The sequence below is a fragment of the Amycolatopsis tucumanensis genome (assembly GCF_021654135.1).
Taxonomy (GTDB): domain Bacteria; phylum Actinomycetota; class Actinomycetes; order Mycobacteriales; family Pseudonocardiaceae; genus Amycolatopsis_E; species Amycolatopsis_E tucumanensis.
On sequence record NZ_JAKGSD010000021.1, the window covers coordinates 58,673 to 78,425 of the forward strand.

The following is a 19,753-nucleotide window of genomic DNA, read 5'->3' on the forward strand; positions in this document are numbered from 1 at the left end:
CGTTAACCCCTTGGCCCTGGTGATTCCGATTTCGTTTGGGTAGGCTTACCGAGATTAGGAAGTGCTTATTTAGGACGTACTAATTCAGCTTAGCCTTTCCTAATTACCCGATCGGGTCACGGACAACGGGACAGGACATGCAACGCGGCCCGCCCCGGCCGGAGCCCAGCTCGGAGCCGGCGATGGCGAGCACCTCGATGCCGGCGTCCGCCAGCCGCGCGTTGGTCTCCACGTTGCGTTCGTAGCCGACCACCACGCCGGGCGCGAGCGCCAGCGTGTTGTTGCCGTCGTCCCACTGCTCGCGTTCCGCGGTCACCGGGTCCAGCCCGGTGTCGATCACCCGCAGCTTCTCGATGCCCATCGCCTCGGCCGCCGCGTGCAGGAACGGCTCCGGGCCGTCCACGCGCAGCGAGCCGTCGCCGTCCGGGCGCAGCGTGAAGGCCACCAGCTCGTCGCGGGCCAGCGGGTACATCACCACGGCGTCCGGCGCGACCATCGTGCAGACGGTGTCCAGGTGCATCGTGGCTCGGGCCTGTGCGATCGGGACCGCGAGCACGGTGTGGGCGATGTCGTCGGCGAACAGCGAGCGCGCCAGCGACTCCGCGCCTGCGGCCGTGGTGCGCTCGCCGATGCCGACGGCCAGCACGCCCGGCGCGAGCAGCAGCACGTCGCCACCCTCGACCGGCGCCGAGTGGGCGCCGTACGCGCGCGAGGCGTGGGAGAACCGCGGGTGGTAGGCGTAGACGAGGTCGAGCAGCGCGGTCTCGCGGCGGCGGGCGGGCATGGCCAGCGACGAGATCGCCACCCGGTCGCCGATCCACACCGACGAATCGCGGGTGAACAGCAGGTTCGGCAGCGGGTCGACCGCGAAGTCGTGCGGGTGGTGGATCTTGCGCACCAGCGACGCGCCATCGGCGGCGGGCAGCTCCTCGAATGTCAGCCCGGCCATCAGGACCTCGGCCAGGGTGGCGGCGTCCACACCGGACAGGTGCGAGCGCAGCGCGTCCCCAAGGTCCTCGCCGAGGCGCCGGTCGTCGACCGCGGCGTGCACCCCGGCGGCGTGCGCGCGCGGATCGGTGAGCGCCTCGCGCAGCACCTCGGCCAGCAGGAGCACCTCGACGCCGCGGCCGCGGAGCACCTCGGCGAACGCGTCGTGCTCCTCCTGGGCGCGGCCGACCCACGGGATCGAGTCGAACAGCAGCTTGTCGTTGTTGCGCGGGGTGAGCCTCGTGAGCTCGTTGCCCGGCCGGTGGAGCAGGACGGCGCGCAGCGGCCCGACCTCGCTGTCCACCCTGGGGGTTTTGGTGGTCACGCGCTGAGCGTAGTGCGCTGAGTGCCTGTTCAGGGCAGCCAGCTGACGTGTCCGCGGAGCAGCGAGTACCCGACGAACGAGACCACGTCGAGCAGGGTGTGCGCGACGATCAGCGGCACCAGCCGGTTGGTCCGCTGCCACACGCGGCCGAACACCAGTCCCATCACCAGGTTGCCGACGAACCCGCCGAAGCCCTGGTAGAGGTGGTAGGACCCGCGCAGCACGGCGGCGGCGAACAACGCGGTGTTCTCGCGCCAGGCCAGCTGCCGCAGCCGGGTCAGCAGGTACCCGACCACCAGGACTTCCTCGGCGAAGGCGTTGCCGAACGCGGACAGCGTCAGCGCGATCGGGCGCCACCACGTGTCGTCCAGCCGGGACGGGACGACGGCGAGGTTGAAGCCGAGCTTCCAGCCGACGAAGTACAGCACCAGCCCGGGGATGCCGATCAACGCCGCCGATCCGGCGCCCCAGAGCACGTCCCGGCCGGGGCGGGTGCGGTCCAGGCCCACCTCGGCCAGCTTCATCCCGCCGCGCCACAGCAGGTACGCGCCGAGCGCGCCCCACCCGACGAGCTGCACCGCGGACAGCAGCTGGGCGAGCAGGTCCAGCAGATCGGCGGCGCGCTGCGGGACGTTCAGCGCGACCTGCTGGTCGGACAGCGGTTCGGGCTGCAGGAGCGAGTCGATCAGCGACAGCAGGCTGCGCGCGCCGGACAGGCCGAGCGTGATCGAGAAGACGACGACCAGCTCGATCTTCAGCCGCCGAGCGGTCCCGGCGTCCACGGGTTCGGGCATCGCGGGACGTTCGGGGCGGAGCCAGGAGCTGAGCACGTCCGCACGCTACCGTCTGGAGACATGGCCAAGATTGCGACCGCTGACCGCGTCGACCGCGCCGAACTGCTGGAGTTCCTCCGCCCCCGGCACCGCGCGATCCTGATGACCACCCGCGCCGACGGCACGCCGCAGCTGTCGCCCGTCACCGCCGGGATCGACCCCGAGGGCCGGTTCGTCGTGGCGACCTACCCGCAGCGCGCCAAGACCCGCAACGCCCGCCGCGACCCGGCCGTTTCGGCGTGCGTGATCTCCGACGACTGGAACGGGCCGTGGGTGCAGTTCGACGGCACGGCCGAGGTGCTGGACGTGCCCGAGGCGGTCGAGCCGCTGGTGGAGTACTTCCGGTCGATCTCGGGCGAGCACCCGGACTGGGACGAGTACCGCGAGGCGATGGTCAAGCAGAACAAGAGCCTGATCCGCGTGACGATCGAGCGGTGGGGACCGATCGCCACCGGCGGTTTCCCGCCGGAGCTCGGCTAGGGCTGCACGCGCACCTGGTTCCGCGCCAGGAACGGGCAGCCCACCAGGCGCCGCAGCTCGGTGCTGAGCTGGGCGGGGCTGTGCACCGGCTTGGCGAAGGCCAGGCGCACGTCGTGGTCGCCGTCGCCGGACTCGACCCGCAGCCGCAGCCCGAACTGGTCCAGGCCGAGCGGGCGGATCCGGCCGCCGCGCAGCTCCTCGGGGATGTGCCGGGCGAGCTGGCCGACGACGTCGGCGTGGTCGGTCTCCAGGTGCCGCAACCAGCCGGACTCGTAGCCGGTGAACGGGTCCGGCGCGGCGGCGGAGAACAAGTGCGGCCGCAGGGAATGGGTGCCCTCGGCGTCGGCGAGGACGAGCGAGGCCGGCGTGAGCCGCAGCAGGCTCAGGCCGTGGCCGAGGTCCAGCAGGCGCGGATCGGGCCGCGTCTCGGCGATGGACAGTGCCCTAGCGCGGGCCGACTCCGGGCTGAGGTGCCGCAGCCAGCCGGTGATCCAGAGCAGCCCGCGGATCGGTTCCCGCAGGTCGACGGGCGCGTGGTCGGCGAGTTCGAACACGACGGCCAGCTCGCCGCGGTCCGCCTCGCGGGTGCGGGTCAGCAGCGGGTGGTCGTCCGGCAGCAGGACGCTGACGCTGCCGCTCGGGTGGACGTGGTGCAGTTCGGGCACCACGCGGTCGCTGCCGGTCGGGTCGCCCGCGGTCGGCAGCAGCGCGCCGGGGCCGTTCCGCACGGCGATGGTCTTCGCACGCTCGGCGGGGCTGGGTGCGGGCGGACGTCGGATCTCGGTCACTGGGCCACCACCTCCTACTTAGGTGAGCCTAACCTGAGTGACGGAGGAAGGGAAGTGGATCAGTAACGTTCCCCGTTGCCACTCCGACTGGCGGACCGTGGAATTCACCCGGCAGCGTGTCTACGAGCCGCACCTCGGCGAACCGGCGGCGACCGATCCACTCGAGGTCGAGATCGTCGAGAAGACCCGTGGTCGTCTGATCACGTCGAGCGTGTTCTACGCCTTCCCGGTCGCACTGGCGGTCCTGTTCCGGCTCACCGGTCCCGCGGTCTGGACGGTGACCGCGGTGTTCACCGCGCTGGCGGCGTTGTCGGTGTGGACGCTGGCCTGCCGGACCCGGCCGCTGGGCCGGCTGCTCCGGATGCCCGCCGTCGTCCTCACGCCGGGGCCGGGGCACCTGCTGGTGTCGGGCCGGACGGTGAGCATCGCGTTGCCCGGGCCGCAGCCGCGCTGGGTCGTCGCGCGGATGCCCCGCTCGAAGCGGCTCCTGCTGGCGCGCGAGCGCCGCGTGTTCATGCTCGGGCCGGACGCGCGCGGCCGGCTCGTGTTGCGGGTCCCGGGCAGCATCATCGGGCAGTTCGGCCGCGTGCGGACCGCACCCGCGCCCGGCTCCCGGGCGCCCGACGAGGTCGCACCGGACGCGGTGGTGATCGCGTTCGTCCGTGAACTCCGGCTCCGGGCGGCGCTCGTGTCCACGGCCTTTCTGGTCGCCGGCGCGTTCGTGTGGGTGCTCACCGAAGCGGGTGCGGAGGCGTTCGGCTTCCCGCGCCCGAACGGCGTGACGGCCGTGTTCTGCGTGGCTTACGCCTTGCTCGGGGTCGCCCGGCCGCTGCAGGTGCGGAGCATCGCGCGGGCGGCGCGCACCCAGCCGTGGACCGAACTCGGCGTCACCCTGGACACGCCGGTCGAACCACACGCCACGGGCACCGGGAACACGATGGGGCGGGCGACCCTGCCGGACGGGCGGGTCGCGCGGGTCCGGTTCGGCCGCCAGCCGCTCGACCTCCTGGTCAACGTGCGCGAGACGCAGCGGCTGTGGGTGCTCGGCGCGCCGGAGCGGGGCCGCAAGCTCGCGGCCGGGGTGCCCGGTCACCCGGTGCTCGGCCAGGTCCGGCTGGACTGACGGGTAACGCCGGTGGCCGCTTGATCGACTCGGAGGTGTGGAACCCACCCAGGAGCGCGTCCTCGTCCACGAGCCGCGCCACGGCGAACCGGCCGCGGCGGACTCGCTCGACGTCGAGATCGTGACCAAGCAGCGCAACCGCCTGATCAACTCGATGGTCGTCTACGTGGTGGCGGGCGCTGCGGTGGTGGCGCTGGACCCCGGCCCGCTCTCGGCCGGCTTGGCGACGATCCTCGCCGCGGTCACCGTCGCGCAGCTGTGGCTGCTGTTCTTCCGGGTGCTGCCCTGCCGGAGGCTGCTCGCGCACCCGGTGGTCCTGCTCACCCCCGGCCCCGGGCAGTTGCTGGTGGCCGGGTCGAAGGTCAGCGTCGCGCTGCCCGGTCCCGAGCCGCGGTGGCTGGTCGTGCGGCTGCCTGCGTCGAAGCGGGTCCTGCTGGCCGGGTTGCGGCGCCTCTACTTCATCGGCCCCGACCCGCGCGGCCGCGTGCTCGTCGGGTTGCCGGGCGGGATCAACGGCCGGTTCGGTCGCATCCGGACGGCACCCGAGCCGGGCTCGGTGGAATCGGCCGAGCAGCCGCGGCCCATGGTGGCGGCCCTGCGGGACCCGGTGGTGACCACGTTCCTGCGCGAGGTCCGGCAGCGGTCGTGGGGGATGGCGGGGTCTTTCGTGCTGCTGGCCGCCGGGATCTGGGCGCTGGGCAACCTCGCCTCCGACCTGCCCGGCACCCGCACGTTCACGATGATCCTCGCGGTCGTCTACGCCGTGACCGGGCTGCTGATGCCGGTCCGCGTCGCCACCCTGTCCTCGGCCGTGCGCGAGCAGCCCTGGCAGGAACTGCACGCCACGCTCGACACCGCGATCACGCCGGGCACTTCGGGCGCGGTCGGCAAAGCCACCGGCCGCGTGATGCTCCCCGACGGCGAAGCGGTGGTCCGGTTCCCGCGGGTGCCGCTCGACCTGCTGGTCAACGTGCGCGACACGCAGCGCCTGTGGGTGCTCGGCGTGCCGGAGCGGGGCCGCCGGGTGGTGGCCGGGCTGCCCGGGCATCCCGTTCTCGCGGTGGTGAACCTCCGGTGAACTGTCCGGGGAGCGTACGCGTTTGTCCGGTTCCCGTACGCTACTAGCGTGTCCCATGTGTCAAGCGCTGTGGAACTCACGCCCCCCGGCCCCCGCGGAATTCCGCCCCTCTTCGCGCGGCTCGTAGACGACTCGGCGCTCTTCCCGCCCGGAACGGCCACCATGCCGGACGCGCTGCGGAACTACCTGGCCGGCCGCGAGGGCGACCACGCGGGCCTGCTCGGTGTGTTCCTGTGCCAGGCCTCCCGCCTGCCGGAGCTGATCACCGAGCTGATCAAGATCAAGCCGAAGCAGCCGCTGCCGCTGTCGCTGATCATCGACACCGGTCTCGGCGGCGTGCCGAAGGCGATCTCGATCGTCGAGTCCCGCAGTGAGCTGCTGTCGCTGCGCATGGTCGAGATGCCGGCGCCCTCGGACGTCGACGAGGTGTGGCTGGAGCGCGTCTCGGAGTTCGTGCCGGAGGACGTGATCCGCGTGGTCGAGCCGCGGCGCGGGGTCGGCTGGCTGGACGGCGTGCGGCGGGTGATCGAGCACGGCAGCTGGCCCAAGATCCGCTGCGGCGGCCAGTCCAGCGAGAACTTCCCCAGCGTCGACGAGGTCGCCGACTTCCTCGCCGTCCTGTCCGGCTCGCCCGGCGCCTCCTTCAAGGCCACCAACAGCCTGCACCGCGCGGTCCGGCACGACGACCCGGACAACGGCATCGCCCACCACGGCTTCCTGAACCTGCTCGTCGCGGTGGCGCGCAGCCTGTCCGGCGGGGACGTCCGCGAAGCGCTCGCCTCCACCGACGGCGAGGCACTCGCCGCGGAGGCGAAGTCGCTGTCCGAGCCCGCCGCGAAGGCGGTGCGCGCGCTCTTCGCGTCCTACGCCTGCGACAGCTTCGAGGCTCCGGTCGCCGACCTCGAGGCGCTCGGCCTGCTGTAGTGAGCGCCGAAGGCTCGCTGACCCTCGACCGCGGCCTGGCATTGCTGCAGGCCGTGGCCGACGCCGACGGTGACGCGGCGACGATCTCGGAGCTGGCGACCGCGATCGGCGCCAGCCGCGCGGCGGTCTACCGGCTGCTGGTGCCGCTGTCCGCGCGCGGCCTGGTGTGGCGCGACGGCAGCAAGGTCCGGCTGGGCATCGGCGTGCTGCGGCTGGCCGGTCAGGTCGTCCCGCAGCTGCGCGAGGCGGCCCGACCCGCTCTGCGCGAGCTGGCGGAGAAGGCCGGCGCGACCGCCTACCTGTCGATCGCCGAGGGTGATCTGGTCGAGCCGGTCGTCACGGTGGAGCCGTCGTGGACCGATTTCCACGTGTCCTACCGGGTCGGCGCGCGCCACCCGATCGGTGTCGGCGCGGCCGGGAAAGCGCTGACCCTGCGTCGCGGCAGCCGCGGCTGGGCGGCGGTCACCGGCGAACCACAGCGCGGAACCTCGGGTGTCGCCGCGCCGGTGCGCGGCGTGCCGGGCCTGCGCGCGGCGGTCGGGGTGATCGCGCTGGGGCCGCTCAACGCGGACGCGGTGGGCCCCCAGGTGGTGGCGGCCGCCGCCGCGGTCGCCGAGGTCCTGCGCGGGGACTAACGGGTGCGGCGGTACTCGGCGGCCGCTGCCTCGTACTGCCGGTGCTCGGCCTCGTGGTCCGGCGCGTCGTCCGGGTCGGCCGAGGTGACGAACTCCTGGAGCGCCTGGTTGGCGCCCACCGCGAGTTCACCGGCCCGCGCGAGCATGCCCTTCTCGTAGCGGGTGATCGCGGCGTCCAGGGTGGGCTCCGCCGCGATCGCGTGCGCCAGTTCCGCGCCGTCGAGCAGGGCGAGGTTCGCGCCGAACCCGCCGAACGGGGCCATCACGTGCGCCGCGTCGCCGAGCAGGGTCACGCCCGGGGTGTGCGGCCAGGTCATCGGCGCGGGCAGGACGTGGATCGGCCGCTCGACGACGGCGTCCCAGTCGGTCAGCGCAGGCCGGAAGACGTCGGCCCAGTGGGCGAACTCGCCGAGCAGGAAGCGCTTCAGCGCCTCGGGGTCGTGCAGCGCGATGCGGTCGCCGCGCACGACCAGGTAGCCGCGGATGTGGCCGTTGCTGTTGCGCTGCAGGATGATGCCGTGCCCGTCGCCGTCGTTGGCGAACATCTGCCCGGGGCCGGTCAGCGCGGCGACGCCGGGGTGGCGGGTGTCGACGTCGTCGAAGCGGACGTCGAGGAAGCTGACGCCGGTGTACTGCGCGGTGGCGTCGGTGACCAGCGGCCGGACCCGGGACCAGGCGCCGTCGGCGCCGATCACCAGGTCGGTCTCGGTGGCCGAGCCGTCGGCGAACTCCAGCCGGTGCCTGCCCCCGCCGATCGGTTCCGCGCGCGCCAGCTTGTGTCCCCAGTGGACGGTGCCGGGTTCGACGTGCGCGGCCAGCAGCGCGCGCAACTGGCCGCGGTCGATCTCCGGGGCGGCGAGGTCGTCGTCGGCGGGCACGAAGGCCTTGAGGACCGTGCCGTGGTGGTCGAGCCGGCTCCCGGCCTGTGACTCGGGGCGGGACAGCACCAGGAACTCGTCCAGCAGCCCGGCGTCGGACATGGCGATCTGCCCGGTGTCGGCGTGCAGGTCGAGGCTGCCGCCTGCGTCCCGGGCGTCCACGGCGGCGTCGGCGTCGTACACGGTGACCTCGATGCCGTGGCGCTGGAGGACGCGGGCGCAGAGGAGGCCGCCGGGGCCGGCTCCGATGATCGTGATTCGTGGAGTCATGGTTACTTCTCCTATCTACTGAACGGGCGGTCGGTCAGTGGATAGGCTAGCTGAACGGGCGGTCGGTCAGCAACTAGACTGGGCGCATGGCCACGAGGGAGGACCGGCGCAGCGGCGCCGAGACGCGAGCCGAGATCCTGCGCGTCGCGCTGCGGTTGTTCATCGAGAAGGGGTACGAGGGCACCTCGACCAGGGACATCAGCACCGCGCTCGGCATCACGAAGTCGGCGCTCTACTACCACTTCCCGAGCAAGGAGGCGATCGTCACGAGCCTCCTGACCGAGCGCCGGAAGGAGCTGGCCGAGCTGGTCGAGTGGATTCGCGCGCAGCCGGCGTCACCCGATCTGCTGCGCCGGGCCGCGTTGCGCTGGATCGACGGCACGACGCCCGAGCGGCTCGACGGCATGCGGCTGATGCACGCCAACGGTCCCGTGCTGCGGAACCTGCTCGACGACGGCACCGACGTGCGATCGGAGTTCGAGCAGGTCGTCGACCTGCTCGTGCCCGGCGACGCGACCCCGGCCGACCGGCTGCTGGTGCGGATGGCGTTCGACACCGTGGGTGCCGCGCTGCTGTCCGCTCAGCGGACGGACGCGAGCCGCGAGGATGTGCTGGCCGCGGCCCGCCGGGCCACGATCGCGTTGACCGCCTAGACGAACGCCTGCACGACCGCCAGCAGCGCGAACACCGCGAACGCGAACCCGGCGATGCGCTGCAGCAGCTTCGGCTTGAGCCGGCCGCGCACCTTGTGCCCGATGAACACCGCGACCGCGGCCACCGTGATCAGCGCGAGCAGCGAGCCGGCGCCCACCATCAGCGGATGGCCGTACCGGGCGCTCAGCCCGGCGGTCGCCAGCTGGGACGCGTCGCCCCATTCGGCGGCGAACAGCACGCCGAACGAGGTGGCGGCCGAGCGCAGGAAGGTCACCGGCTTCACGCCCTGCCGGGCCGCGTCCTCGCCGCTCTCGTCGGCCGTCGAGAAGCCCTCGCGCAGCAGCAGGAAGGCCCCGAGCCCGAACAACGCGGCGACGACCGCCGCGACCAGGCTCTCCGGCAGCAGCGTCAGCGCGCGGCCGAAGAGCACCGCGATCGTGGATTGCACGGCGAACGCCAGGGAAACCCCGACCAGGACCGGCCACGCGCGGAAGCGGGTGGTCAGCACGAGGGTGGCGATCATCGTCTTGTCCGGCAGCTCCACGGCCAGGACAAGGACGTACGCGCTGAGCAGTGCCAGCAGTGCGGTACTCACGGTGATTTCCACTCCCCTTTCACTGCAACGATAAAGGGGAGCTCCGGCAATTACCAGCAGATCGGTTTCGCGAATTGCCGGTTTTCGGTTCGCCAGAATTATTTCTGGCTCGGGCGCAGATTTTTCTTCGTTGCGCCGAAACCTGCCTTGAGCTGGGCAGAACCGGTCCGCTCCAGCCACTGGGCGAAGGTCATCAGCGCTGGTAGGAGCGCTCGTAGCGCGGCGATGTCGACGGGCGGCTCGGGGTTGTTGTTGAGGTATTCGTAACCCTGGGCGAAGCGTGGATTCACGCGGCGCAACTCGTCGATCGGGAGCTGTTCGTAGGGCACTGTGACGCCGATCGCCGCGCTGATGGCGGCGGCCACCTCGCCCGGGGTCAGCGCGTCCCCGGCGAGGGTCAGCGTGCGACCGTCGAGCCGCCCCGCGAACCCGTCCGCGGCGAACGCGGCGATGTCGTCCAGTGCGATCAGCTGCTGCCGGACGTGCGGCGCGAGCGCGGTCCGCAGAGCGCCGTCCCGCAGGCCGAACAGCGGGTTCAGGTAGTTCTCCATGAACGACGACGGCCGCAGGATCGTGTACGGCATCCCGCTCGCCGCCAGGTGCTGCTCGACCTCCCACTTCGCTGCCTGGAACACGTCGGCCGCGAGGGCCGAGCTGTAGACCAGGCGCCGTACGCCGGCCCGCCGCGCGACGTCGATGAGCAGTTTCCCGGCGCGGACCTCGTCCTGTCCGGGCGCCAGCGGTCCGGGGTGCACGCTGAACACGCCGTAGGCGCCCGCCACCGCGGCGGCCACCGAAGCCTCGTCTTCCAGGTCGCCGCGCACCACCTCGGCGCCCGCCGCCGCCAGGTCCTGGGCCCGTGCCGGGTCGCGGGTGAGCGCCCGCACCCGCCAGCCGTCGGCCAGCAGCCGCCGCGCGACCGCCCCGCCCTGCTGCCCGGTGGCTCCGGTGACCAGTACCAGCTCGTTCATGACTTCCTCCAGAAGCGGGGCGACCGCCCCGGCTAATCCGGAAGATACGGAACGATCGCCCCGCTTGTCAAAGCCGTGTCGGTGACCGGGACCTAGGTCCCGGCAAGATCAGGACCCCGGGACCTGATGCCCGGCCGGGGAACAGAGCAGTCTGAATGACGTGGACGTGCTCCAGCTGGCGCGGTGGCAGTTCGGGATCACCACCGTCTACCACTTCCTCATGGTCCCGCTCACCATCGGACTGTCGGTCCTCGTCGCGGGGATGCAGACCGCCTGGGTCCGCACCGGTGAGCAGCGCTACTACAAGATGACCAAGTTCTGGGGGAAGCTCCTGCTGGTCAACTTCGCCATGGGCGTGGTGACCGGCATCGTCCAGGAGTTCCAGTTCGGGATGAACTGGAACGCCTACTCCCGCTTCGTCGGTGACGTGTTCGGGGCGCCACTGGCGATGGAGGGCCTGGTCGCCTTCTTCGTCGAGTCGACGTTCCTCGGCCTGTGGATCTTCGGCTGGGACCGGCTGCCGAAGAAGGTGCACCTGGCCTGCGCCTGGGCGTTCTCGCTGGCCACGATCGCCTCCGCGTACTTCATCCTCGCCGCGAACTCGTGGATGCAGCACCCGGTCGGCGCCGAAATCGTCGACGGCAAGCCGACGCTCAACTCGATCTGGGCGGTGCTCACCAACAACACCGCGCTCGCCGCGATCCCGCACACCATCGCCGGCGCGTTCTCGGTCGCCGCGGCGTTCCTCGTCGGCATCGCCGCCTGGCACCTGTGGCGCAAGCGCAAGACCGACGACGAGCACCGCGCGGTGTGGCGGTCGTCGATCCGCCTCGGCGGCTGGACCGGGATCGTCGCGTTCGCCGTGCTCGCCATCACCGGCGACGTCCAGGGCAAGCTGATGTTCGAGCAGCAGCCGATGAAGATGGCCTCGGCCGAGGCGCTCTGCCACACCGAGCAGCCGGCCAGCTTCTCGATCATCGCGATCGGCGACGTCACCTCGGAGAACTGCGAGGACGTCAAGACGTTCAACGTGCCCGCGCTGCTGTCCTTCCTGGCCCACAGCGACTTCACCACCGAGGTCAAGGGCGTCCAGGACCTGGTGACCGAGTACCAGGCGCGCTACGGCACGAACTACCCGGACGACCCGGCGCTCGGCGAGCTGGCGGGCAAGCCGATCGACTACGTGCCGAACCTCCCGGTGACCTACTGGGGCTTCCGGATCATGATCGGCTTCGGCGCGATCTCGGCGGGCACCGGGCTGCTGGCGCTCTGGCTGACGCGCAAGAACAAGATCCCGGACACCAAGTGGTTCCCGCGCCTGGCGCTGCTGAGCATCGCGACGCCGTTCATCGCGAACAGCGCGGGCTGGATCTTCACCGAGATGGGCAGGCAGCCGTTCGTCGTGGTGCCCAACCCGTCCGGTGTGGACGGTGTCTGGATGTTCACCGCGCAGGCCGTGTCGCGGATCTCCACCGGTGAGGTGTGGACCTCGCTGATCGCGCTGACCACCCTGTACGCCGTGCTCGGCGTGGTCGAGGTGTTCCTGATCCGCAAGTACGTGCGCGGCGGCATCGAGGGCGTCATTCCGCCCAAGAAGACCGATCACGACCAGGAGGGCAAGGATGAGCTTGCCTTCGCCTACTAGGGAACGGCCATGACCCTGGAAACCGTCTGGTTCTGCATCATCGTGCTCTTCTGGCTGGGGTACCTGTTCCTGGAGGGCTTCGACTTCGGCGTCGGCATGCTGCTGCCGATCCTCGGCCGCGACAACACCGAGCGGCGGGTCATGATCAACACGATCGGCCCGGTGTGGGACGGCAACGAGGTCTGGCTGATCGTCGCGGCGGGTGCGATGTTCGCCGCCTTCCCGGGCTGGTACGCGTCGTTGTTCTCGGCCACCTACCTGCCGTTGCTGCTGGTGCTGCTGGCGCTCATCGGCCGCGGCGTCGCGTTCGAGTACCGCGGCAAGGTCGACTCGGAGCGCTGGCGGTGCAACTGGGACCGAGTCATCATGATCGGCTCGTGGGTTCCGCCGCTGGGCGTCGGGCTGATCCTGACGACCACGATCCTCGGGCTGCCGCTCGACGAGCACGGCAACCGGATCGGCGGAGCGTTCGAGTCGGTGCGCTGGGACACGCTGCTCGGCGGGCTCGCCGTCGTCGGGTTCGCCCTGGTGCACGGCGCGGCGTTCCTGGCCCTGAAAACCGCGGGCGACCTGCGGGAACGGGCGCGGCTGTTCGCCATCCGCGCGCTGCCGGTCGCGTTGGTGCCACTGTTCGCCCTGCTGGCGGTCGTCCAGTGGCGCGAGGGTGCACTGTGGACACTCGTCGCGCTCGGCGTCGCGGCGGTGGCCGCGGTGGTCGCCTGGCGCAAGCTGGTGGCGGACCGGGACGGACAGGCCTTCGCCGCGCTCGGCGTCACGATCGCCGCGGCCGTGGTCACCCTGTTCGGCGCGCTCTACGCGGACGTGCTGCCCTCGACACTCGACCCGGCGAACTCGCTGACCGTCGCGGACACCGCGTCCAGCCCGTACACGCTCGAGGTGATCACCTGGGTCGGCGCGTTCGGCGCCCCGGCCGTGCTGGTCTACCAGGGCTGGACGTACTGGGTGTTCCGCAAGCGGATCAGCGCCGCCCACATCCCGCCGGTGCACACCCCATGAACTTTCCCGGACGCTCCGTCCTTCCCGCACCGGTGTCCACAACGGACACCACGCGTCCGGGAAAGGGTCCGCTCGGCGCGCTGCCCCTGTTGTCCGCGGCCGCGCGCCGGGCGCTCGCCCTCTCCGGTCTGCTCGCGCTCGGCAACGCCGCGGCGCTGGTCGCGCAGGCCTTCCTGCTGGCTTCGGTCTGCGCGGCGGTGGTCGCCGGGCACGGCGTCGGCGCCGGTCGACTGGTCGCCCTCGCCGGTGCCGTCGTCGCCCGTGCGCTGATCGCGTGGGCGCTGCGGGTGGTCGCCGCGCGCGCCGCGGCCGGGGCCAAGGAAGAACTGCGGGCGAAGGTCGTCGACCACGCGCTGCGGCTCGGTCCGGAGTGGATCGCGCGGCGCGGGCCGGGCGAGCTGACGACGCTCACCACCAAGGGCCTGGACGCGCTCGACGCCTACTTCACCGACTACCTGCCCGCGCTGGTCACCGCCGCGGTGGTGCCCCTCGGCGCGGGCGCGGCGGTGTTGTTCGCCGACTGGCCGTCCGCGGTGATCATCGCGCTGACCGTGCCGTTGCTGCCGATGTTCGCGATCCTCGTCGGCAAGTACACCGCCGACCGCTCGGCCGCCGCGAGCGATGCGCTGCAGCGGATGTCCGGCCACCTGCTGGAACTCGTGCGCGCGTTGCCGGTGCTGGCCGCGTTCCGCCGCGCGGAGGCGCAGGCCGAGGCGGTGCGGCGGGTGTCCGACAAGCACCGGCAGGCGACCCTGAAGACGTTGAAGGTCGCGTTCTCCTCGGCGTTCGTGCTGGAACTGGCGGCGACGCTGTCGGTCGCGCTGGTCGCCGTGGTCATCGGCGTGCGGCTGGTGGGCGGCGACCTGTCGCTCGCGATCGGGCTCAGCGTGCTGATCCTCGCGCCGGAGTGCTACCAGCCGCTGCGCGCGGTGGGCGCGGCCTTCCACGCCAGCGAGGACGGGGTCGAGGCGGTCCGCCGCGTCACCGACGTGCTCGCCGAACCGGTCGCGCCGGAAGGCACCGCGATCCCCGGCCGCGGCGAGGTGCGGGTCGAGGGGCTGCGGGTGGCCCGCCGCGGCGGGTTCGCGCCGGATGGCGAGACGTTCACGCTGCGGCCGGGCACGCTGACCCGGCTCGATTCGCCGAGCGGCGCCGGCAAGTCGACGACGCTCGCCGTCCTGCTGGGCTTCGTGCGGCCGTCCGCGGGGACGGTGCTGGTCGACGGTCTACCGCTGAGCGAGGTCGACATGTCGGCCTTCCGCCGGGACATCGCGTGGGTGCCGCAGAACCCGGCGTTCACCGGGGGCACCGTGCGGGCCGAGCTGGACCTGGCGGTCGAGGAGCCGCCGGACCCGGTCGAGGTCGACGCGCTGCTCATCGAACTCAACCTCGCCGGCCTGGCCGACGCGCCGGTGCACGAGTTGTCCACCGGCCAGCGGCAACGGGTCGCGGTCGCACGGGCGCTGCTGCGGGTCCGGCATGGAGCCTGGCTCCTGCTGCTCGACGAGCCCACCGCGCACCAGGACGCCGCCAACGCCGCACTGGTCGACGCCGCCGTCGCGTCGACACTGCCGCTGGGCACCGCGGTCCTCCTCGCCGCGCACCATCGGGACAACCACGTCGCGGTCACCCACGCGGTGGCACCCGCGCCGCACACCGCGACCGCCGCCGAGGCGCAGACGTCGACGTTGCGCGGCGTGGTGAGCCGGCGGTTCCTCGGCGGCGCCGCGGTCGGCGCGCTCGCGTTGCTGGCCGGCGTGGCGCTGACCGCGACCTCGGGCTGGCTCATCGCCAAGGCCTCGTTCCAGCCGCCGATCCTGACGCTGACCGTCGCCGTCGTCGGGGTGCGTGCCTTCGGGCTCGGCCGCGCGGCACTGCGGTACCTGGAACGGCTGATCACGCACGACGCCGCGTTCCGCATCGCCGGGCAGCTGCGGGTCCGGCTGTGGCGCGGGCTGGTCCGGCTCGGGCCCGCCCGTGCGCTCGGCCTGCGGTTCGGCGAGGGGCAGCGGCGGCTGGTCGCCGACGTCGACACGGTCCGCGACCTGCTGCCGCGCGTGGTCACGCCGCCGCTGGTCGCGGTGCTCGTGCTGGCTGGGGCGATCGCCGTGCAGACGGTCCTGCTGCCGGCCGCCGGGCTCGTGCTCGCCGTCGCCGTGCTGGTCGGGGCCCTCGCCGCGCCCGCGCTCGCGTTGCGGCTGGAGCGACGGGCGACCATCGTGCTCGCCGAGGGGCGCCGGACGGTGAGCGCCCGGGTGCTCGGCCTGTTCGAGTCAGCGGCCGAGCTGATCGCGTCCGGCGCGCACCGCAGGCGCCGCGCCGAGCTGGCGGAGGCCGACGAGCGGCTGGTGCACCAGGCGCGGCGCCAGGCCTTCGGAGCGGGCGCGGCCGACGCGTTGATCACGCTGGTCACCGGCACGGCCGCGGTCGCCGGGGTCGGTCTGGCCGCGGGCTCCGGCATCGACCCGGTGCTCGCGCCCGTCCTGGCCCTGGTGCCGCTGGCACTGGCGGAGGTCCTCGCGACGCTGCCGCCGGTGGCCCAGCACTGGGACCCGCTGCGCACCTCGATGGCCCGGATCGCCGACGTCGAACGCGCGCGGCCGCAGCCGCCCGTGCCGACCGGGCCGATCGCGTTCGAGCACGCCGACATCGGCTGGACCGCACCGGTGCTGCGGGACGTCGACCTGCGCATCCCGGCGGGCGCGCACGTCGCCGTCGTCGGCCCGTCGGGCGCGGGCAAGTCGACGCTGCTCGCCGCGCTGCTCGGGTTCCTGCCCGCCCAGCGCGGAAGTCTCACCACCGCCGCCGAGGTCGCCTGGGCGCCGCAGGAACCGCAGCTGGTGTCCACGACCGTCGCGGAGAACCTGCGGCTGGCCGATCCGCACGCCGACGACGACCGGTTGCGCGAAGCCCTGCGCCTGGCCTGCCTGGACCTGCCGCTGGACACCGTGCTCGGCGGCGCGGGCAGCGGCCTGTCCGGCGGGCAGGCGCAGCGCCTCGCGGTGGCGCGGGCGCTGGTCGCGGCGTCGCACGCGGATCTCGTCCTGCTCGACGAGCCGACCGCGCACCTCGACGAGCCGACCGCCCGGCGGCTGCGGGCCAACTTGCGCGCGGCGCTGGCCGGCCGCACGGTCGTGCACGTGACCCACCACCCCGAGGAGGCGGCCGAGGCCGACCTGGTCGTCGAGGTGGGTGACGGGCGCGTCAGCGTGCGGGAGCCCGCCCTGGAAGGCGGCTACGCTTGACCCTGCTCATGGAACCCACCCTCGCCGCCCGCGCGTTGTCCGCGGCCACGGAGATCACCACCGCCGCCCTGTCCGGCGGCGACCCCGACGCGGTCCTCGATTCGGTGGTGCACAAGGCCGCCGAGCTCGCCGGGGCCGACCTGTGCCTGGTGATGGTCCGCGCGGACGACGGCAAGGTGTCCGTCGAGGCCGCCCACGGCAGCCACCACGAGGACCCGCGCGGCGTCGTGCTGCCCGCCGAATCCGCGGCTGGGCAGGTCGCCCGCGGCGGTGTCACGGTGGTGGCCGACGACATGACCACCGACCCGCGCACGGCGCCGTACGTGCCGTCCGAGCTGCGCCGCTTCGGCCCGTTCGCGGCCGCGCCGTTCGGGTCCGGCGGCCGGGTGCTCGGCGCGCTGGCGGTGTACCGGGAGCGGTCCGGGCGGCCGTTCGACGAGGCGACGGTCGAGGTGCTGACCGCGTTCGCCGCGCAGGTCGGCGTCGTGCTGGCGCTGGCGGAGGCCGCCAACGACCGGCATCGGATCACGCTCTACCAGGAGCGCGAGCGCATTGCCCGCGAGCTGCACGACGTGATCGTGCAGCGGTTGTACGCGGCGGGCATGCAGCTGGACCGGGTGCGCCGCCGCATGCGCAAGCGGTTCGCCTCGACCGACGCGACCCGGCTCGGCGAGGCGATCGACCAGCTCGACCAGACCATCGAGGAGATCCGGCACACCGTGCGCGAGCTGCGGTCGCCGGAACCGGAGACGGCGGAGAAACCCGCGGCCACCGATCTGGCCGAGTCGGCGCGCGCGGAGGTGCGGATCGCGGGGGAGCTGCTCGGGTTCCCGCCCACGCTGGAGCTGTCCGGCGAGCTGGCCGACATCCCGGCCGAGCGGGCCGACCACATCCGGGCGGCGCTGCGCGAGGCACTGTCCAATGTGGTCCGCCATTCCGGGGCCAGCGAGACCAGGGTGACGCTGGTGCGCGACAACGACGGCGTGAAGCTGCGGGTCCGCGACAACGGCGCAGGCGTGCCGCAGGACGTGCAGACCCGCGGCCTGCGGCACCTGGAGGAACGCGCCAAGCGCGCGGGCGGGAAGTTCTACCTCAACTCCTCGCCCAGCCTGGGCACGCTGGTGGCCTTCGAGCTGCCGCTGGACAAGCGCGCCAGCTGATCACGCGACGCCGCCGCCACGTCGGCCGCGACGCCCAGCTCGCCCAGCATCTCCGCGGCGGCGGCCATTTCCGCGGTGCGGCGCTTCGCGTGCTTGACGCTGCCGGTGACCAGACGCTCCACAGTGGACTCGTCGGCGCGGGTCAGCTCCTCGACGATCACCCCGCGCAGCCAGTCCTGGACCCCCGCCGCGCGGGCGGCTTCCAGCGCCTCGACCACGGCGGCGGACATGCCCTTGAAGAACACGCTCCGCAGCAGCTTCCGTTCCGCGGCCACGCCGGCTTCGCCGGGCAGCACCTCGACCGTCGCCCCCAGCGCGCCGAGCAGCTTCGACACCGCCGCGGCGGCCGGACCGCTCGCGAGCATCGGCACCCGCAGGCCGCGGCCGGGGACCGGAGCCATGATCGCGACATCGGCGAAGTCGATGGCCGCTTCGGCGGCGATCGCGGCGAGCTCGCGCTTCTTGCCGGGCGACGCGGTGTTCAGGTCCGCCCAGACGCCGCTGACCTTCGGCAGACCGGCCCGCAGCGCGTCGACGGCGGCGGCCGAACTGTTGACGCTGAGCACCAGGTCCGCGCCCTCGGCGGCGTCGGACTCGGAGTCGAACCCGGACGGCACCACCGGGTCGTAGCCGCGCACGACGGCGCCGGCCGCGCGCAGGTCGCGGGCGAATTCACTGCCCGCTTCCCCGAGGCCGAGAATGGCGACGACGGGTGGCTCATCGGACATTGCGGACTCCTCCTCGACACCGACTACCATCCGAGTAGACGATGTGCTCGACAAAATTGTCAACAAAGCGTGTGGGGAGCGGGCGTGGGAGAGCGGGCCGAGATCGAGAAGCCGGTGGTGGACGCCATCCGGGAGGCGATCATCCGCGGCGAGTTCGTGCCGAACCAGCGGCTGGTCGAGGCCGACCTGTCCGCCCAGTTCGCCGCGAGCCGCGCCAACGTCCGCATCGCGCTGCTCGAACTCGCCAACGAGGGCCTGGTCGAGCGGGTGCAGAACCGCGGCGCGCGGGTCCGGGCGGTGTCGCTGGAGGAGGCCATCGAGATCTCCGAGGTGCGCATGGTCGTGGAGAGCCTGTGCGCGGAGAAGGCAGCCGAGCGCATCAGCGACGAGGAGATCGGCGAGCTGAAGGCACTCGGCAAGGCGATGCGCAAGGCCGTGGCGTCCGGGGACGTCATGGGGTACTCGGGGCTGAACCAGGAGCTGCACCGCCGGGTGCGGGAAATTTCGGGCCAGCACACGGCGGGCCAGGTGTTGGAGCGGCTGCGCGCGCAGAGCGTGCGGCACCAGTTCCGGCTGGCCATGCGCCCCGGCCGGCCGTCGGTGTCGCTGCCCGAGCACCTGGCGATCATCGACGCCATCTGCGCCCACGACGCGGCCGCGGCCGCCGCGGCGATCCGGCAGCACCTGAGCAGCGTGATCGAGGCGCTGCGGGAAGCCGAGCAGGCCTGAGGCGTGATCGCGGCGCCGCGGGAAGCCGAGCAGGCCTGAGGCTCAGCCGACCCCAGGCCGAGCCGCTCGAGCCGGTCGAGCCGCTTGGTGACCGCAGCGCTGCGGGAAGCCGAGCAGGCCTGAGGCGTGATCGCGGCGCTGCGGGAAGCCGGACAGGCCTGAGCGTCAGCCGACGCCTTCGACGGTTTCCAGCATCACCTTGAGCAGCCGGGCCAGTTCTTCCTGCTGCTCCGGCTCCAGGTTGGCCAGTGCGGCCTTTTCGCCTTCGAGGTGGGTGGGCAGCAGTTCGTCGATCAGCTGGACGCCGCGGTCGGTCAGCCGGACTTGCACCACGCGCCGGTCGCGTTCGCTCGCCGTCCGCGACACCAGGCCCAGCCGTTCCAGGCGGTCGAGCCGCTTGGTGATCGCGGCGCCCGAGGACAGCATCTCGCGGCTGATCTGGCCCGGGTTGAGCACCTCGTTGCGCCGCAGCGCGCACAGCACGTCGAACTCGGCGCGGTTCAGGTCGTTGGCCAGCAGGAGGTCGTCGGTCGCGCGGCGGATCAGCGACGCGAGCCGCAGCACCCGGCCGACGACCGCCATCCCGGTCGTGTCGAGGCCGGGGTGCACGTCCAGCCACTGGCGCCGCACTCTGTCGACGAGATCACTCACCGCTGAGCTCCTTCGTACACGAATCGTTCGGTAGTAT

General features: G+C 72.6%; 19 protein-coding genes. 11 read left to right on the forward strand and 8 right to left on the reverse strand.

Annotated elements, in window-relative coordinates; genetic code table 11:
- Positions 1–103 precede the first annotated feature (103 nt).
- Complete coding sequence (locus tag L2C96_RS21390) at positions 104–1,291, reverse strand: arginine deiminase (RefSeq protein ID WP_027935604.1); 1,188 nt, start codon at positions 1,289–1,291, stop codon at positions 104–106.
- A 50-nt stretch (positions 1,292–1,341) separates the two neighbouring features.
- Complete coding sequence (locus tag L2C96_RS21395) at positions 1,342–2,106, reverse strand: CPBP family intramembrane glutamic endopeptidase (RefSeq protein WP_237337481.1); 765 nt, start codon at positions 2,104–2,106, stop codon at positions 1,342–1,344.
- 60 nt (positions 2,107–2,166) lie between these two features.
- Here L2C96_RS21395 and L2C96_RS21400 point away from each other — a divergent pair, with 60 nt between their 5' ends.
- Entirely contained in the window at positions 2,167–2,625 is a 459-nt protein-coding gene (locus L2C96_RS21400) for a PPOX class F420-dependent oxidoreductase (RefSeq protein WP_020416379.1), read from the forward strand.
- Here L2C96_RS21400 and L2C96_RS21405 read toward each other — a convergent pair.
- The gene (locus L2C96_RS21405) at positions 2,622–3,413 is read right to left on the reverse strand and encodes a DUF2470 domain-containing protein (RefSeq protein WP_237337482.1); all 792 of its coding nucleotides are present in this window, start codon (positions 3,411–3,413) and stop codon (positions 2,622–2,624) included. The two genes, L2C96_RS21400 and L2C96_RS21405, sit on opposite strands and share 4 nt — an antisense overlap.
- 97 nt (positions 3,414–3,510) lie before the next feature.
- Here L2C96_RS21405 and L2C96_RS21410 point away from each other — a divergent pair, with 97 nt between their 5' ends.
- From L2C96_RS21410 to L2C96_RS21425, 4 genes are all read left to right on the forward strand, one after another.
- Positions 3,511–4,536, forward strand: a complete 1,026-nt coding sequence (locus L2C96_RS21410; protein WP_237337483.1) for a hypothetical protein — start codon at positions 3,511–3,513, stop codon at positions 4,534–4,536.
- A 37-nt stretch (positions 4,537–4,573) separates the two neighbouring features.
- Positions 4,574–5,614, forward strand: coding sequence for a hypothetical protein (locus L2C96_RS21415; RefSeq protein ID WP_237337484.1), 1,041 nt, complete (start codon positions 4,574–4,576; stop codon positions 5,612–5,614).
- Positions 5,615–5,683: 69 nt separating this feature from the next.
- Complete coding sequence (locus L2C96_RS21420; RefSeq protein ID WP_269462683.1) at positions 5,684–6,538, forward strand: hypothetical protein; 855 nt, start codon at positions 5,684–5,686, stop codon at positions 6,536–6,538.
- Positions 6,538–7,173, forward strand: a complete 636-nt coding sequence (locus L2C96_RS21425) for a helix-turn-helix domain-containing protein (RefSeq protein WP_020416384.1) — start codon at positions 6,538–6,540, stop codon at positions 7,171–7,173. Before L2C96_RS21420 ends, L2C96_RS21425 begins: the two co-directional genes overlap by 1 nt.
- Here the strand turns inward: L2C96_RS21425 and L2C96_RS21430 are convergent.
- Complete coding sequence (locus L2C96_RS21430) at positions 7,170–8,321, reverse strand: FAD-dependent oxidoreductase (protein ID WP_237337485.1); 1,152 nt, start codon at positions 8,319–8,321, stop codon at positions 7,170–7,172. The genes L2C96_RS21425 and L2C96_RS21430 overlap by 4 nt on opposite strands.
- An 86-nt stretch (positions 8,322–8,407) precedes the next feature.
- On the opposite strand from L2C96_RS21430, the gene L2C96_RS21435 reads away from it, so the two are divergent.
- Positions 8,408–8,974 carry a TetR/AcrR family transcriptional regulator gene (locus L2C96_RS21435; protein ID WP_237337486.1) on the forward strand — a complete coding sequence of 189 codons (567 nt, stop codon included), beginning with the start codon at positions 8,408–8,410 and terminating at the stop codon, positions 8,972–8,974.
- Here the strand turns inward: L2C96_RS21435 and L2C96_RS21440 are convergent.
- Positions 8,971–9,558: a TMEM165/GDT1 family protein gene (locus L2C96_RS21440; protein ID WP_027935606.1), complete on the reverse strand. Its 588-nt coding sequence runs from the start codon at positions 9,556–9,558 to the stop codon at positions 8,971–8,973. The genes L2C96_RS21435 and L2C96_RS21440 overlap by 4 nt on opposite strands.
- Before the next feature lie 110 nt (positions 9,559–9,668).
- Positions 9,669–10,541, reverse strand: a complete 873-nt coding sequence (locus tag L2C96_RS21445) for an NmrA family NAD(P)-binding protein (RefSeq protein WP_237337487.1) — start codon at positions 10,539–10,541, stop codon at positions 9,669–9,671.
- A 160-nt stretch (positions 10,542–10,701) separates the two neighbouring features.
- Here L2C96_RS21445 and L2C96_RS21450 point away from each other — a divergent pair, with 160 nt between their 5' ends.
- Genes L2C96_RS21450 through L2C96_RS21465 form a run of 4 tightly spaced genes read left to right on the forward strand, consistent with a single transcriptional unit; the run spans position 10,702 to position 17,608 of the window.
- The gene (locus L2C96_RS21450; protein WP_237337488.1) at positions 10,702–12,186 is read left to right on the forward strand and encodes a cytochrome ubiquinol oxidase subunit I; all 1,485 of its coding nucleotides are present in this window, start codon (positions 10,702–10,704) and stop codon (positions 12,184–12,186) included.
- 9 nt (positions 12,187–12,195) lie between these two features.
- The gene (cydB, locus tag L2C96_RS21455) at positions 12,196–13,203 is read left to right on the forward strand and encodes a cytochrome d ubiquinol oxidase subunit II (RefSeq protein WP_237337489.1); all 1,008 of its coding nucleotides are present in this window, start codon (positions 12,196–12,198) and stop codon (positions 13,201–13,203) included.
- The gene (cydD, locus tag L2C96_RS21460; RefSeq protein ID WP_237337490.1) at positions 13,200–16,448 is read left to right on the forward strand and encodes a thiol reductant ABC exporter subunit CydD; all 3,249 of its coding nucleotides are present in this window, start codon (positions 13,200–13,202) and stop codon (positions 16,446–16,448) included. The genes cydB and cydD overlap by 4 nt, the downstream gene beginning before the upstream one ends.
- Positions 16,449–16,456: 8 nt before the next feature.
- Positions 16,457–17,608: a GAF domain-containing sensor histidine kinase gene (locus L2C96_RS21465; protein WP_020416392.1), complete on the forward strand. Its 1,152-nt coding sequence runs from the start codon at positions 16,457–16,459 to the stop codon at positions 17,606–17,608.
- On the opposite strand, the gene L2C96_RS21470 is transcribed toward L2C96_RS21465, so the two are convergent.
- The gene (locus L2C96_RS21470; RefSeq protein WP_237337491.1) at positions 17,536–18,336 is read right to left on the reverse strand and encodes an NAD(P)-dependent oxidoreductase; all 801 of its coding nucleotides are present in this window, start codon (positions 18,334–18,336) and stop codon (positions 17,536–17,538) included. The two genes, L2C96_RS21465 and L2C96_RS21470, sit on opposite strands and share 73 nt — an antisense overlap.
- 84 nt (positions 18,337–18,420) lie before the next feature.
- Here L2C96_RS21470 and L2C96_RS21475 point away from each other — a divergent pair, with 84 nt between their 5' ends.
- Positions 18,421–19,065: a GntR family transcriptional regulator gene (locus L2C96_RS21475; RefSeq protein ID WP_020416394.1), complete on the forward strand. Its 645-nt coding sequence runs from the start codon at positions 18,421–18,423 to the stop codon at positions 19,063–19,065.
- A 165-nt stretch (positions 19,066–19,230) separates the two neighbouring features.
- On the opposite strand, the gene L2C96_RS21480 is transcribed toward L2C96_RS21475, so the two are convergent.
- Positions 19,231–19,716: a MarR family winged helix-turn-helix transcriptional regulator gene (locus L2C96_RS21480; RefSeq protein WP_237337492.1), complete on the reverse strand. Its 486-nt coding sequence runs from the start codon at positions 19,714–19,716 to the stop codon at positions 19,231–19,233.
- Between the last annotated feature and the right edge of the window lie 37 nt (positions 19,717–19,753).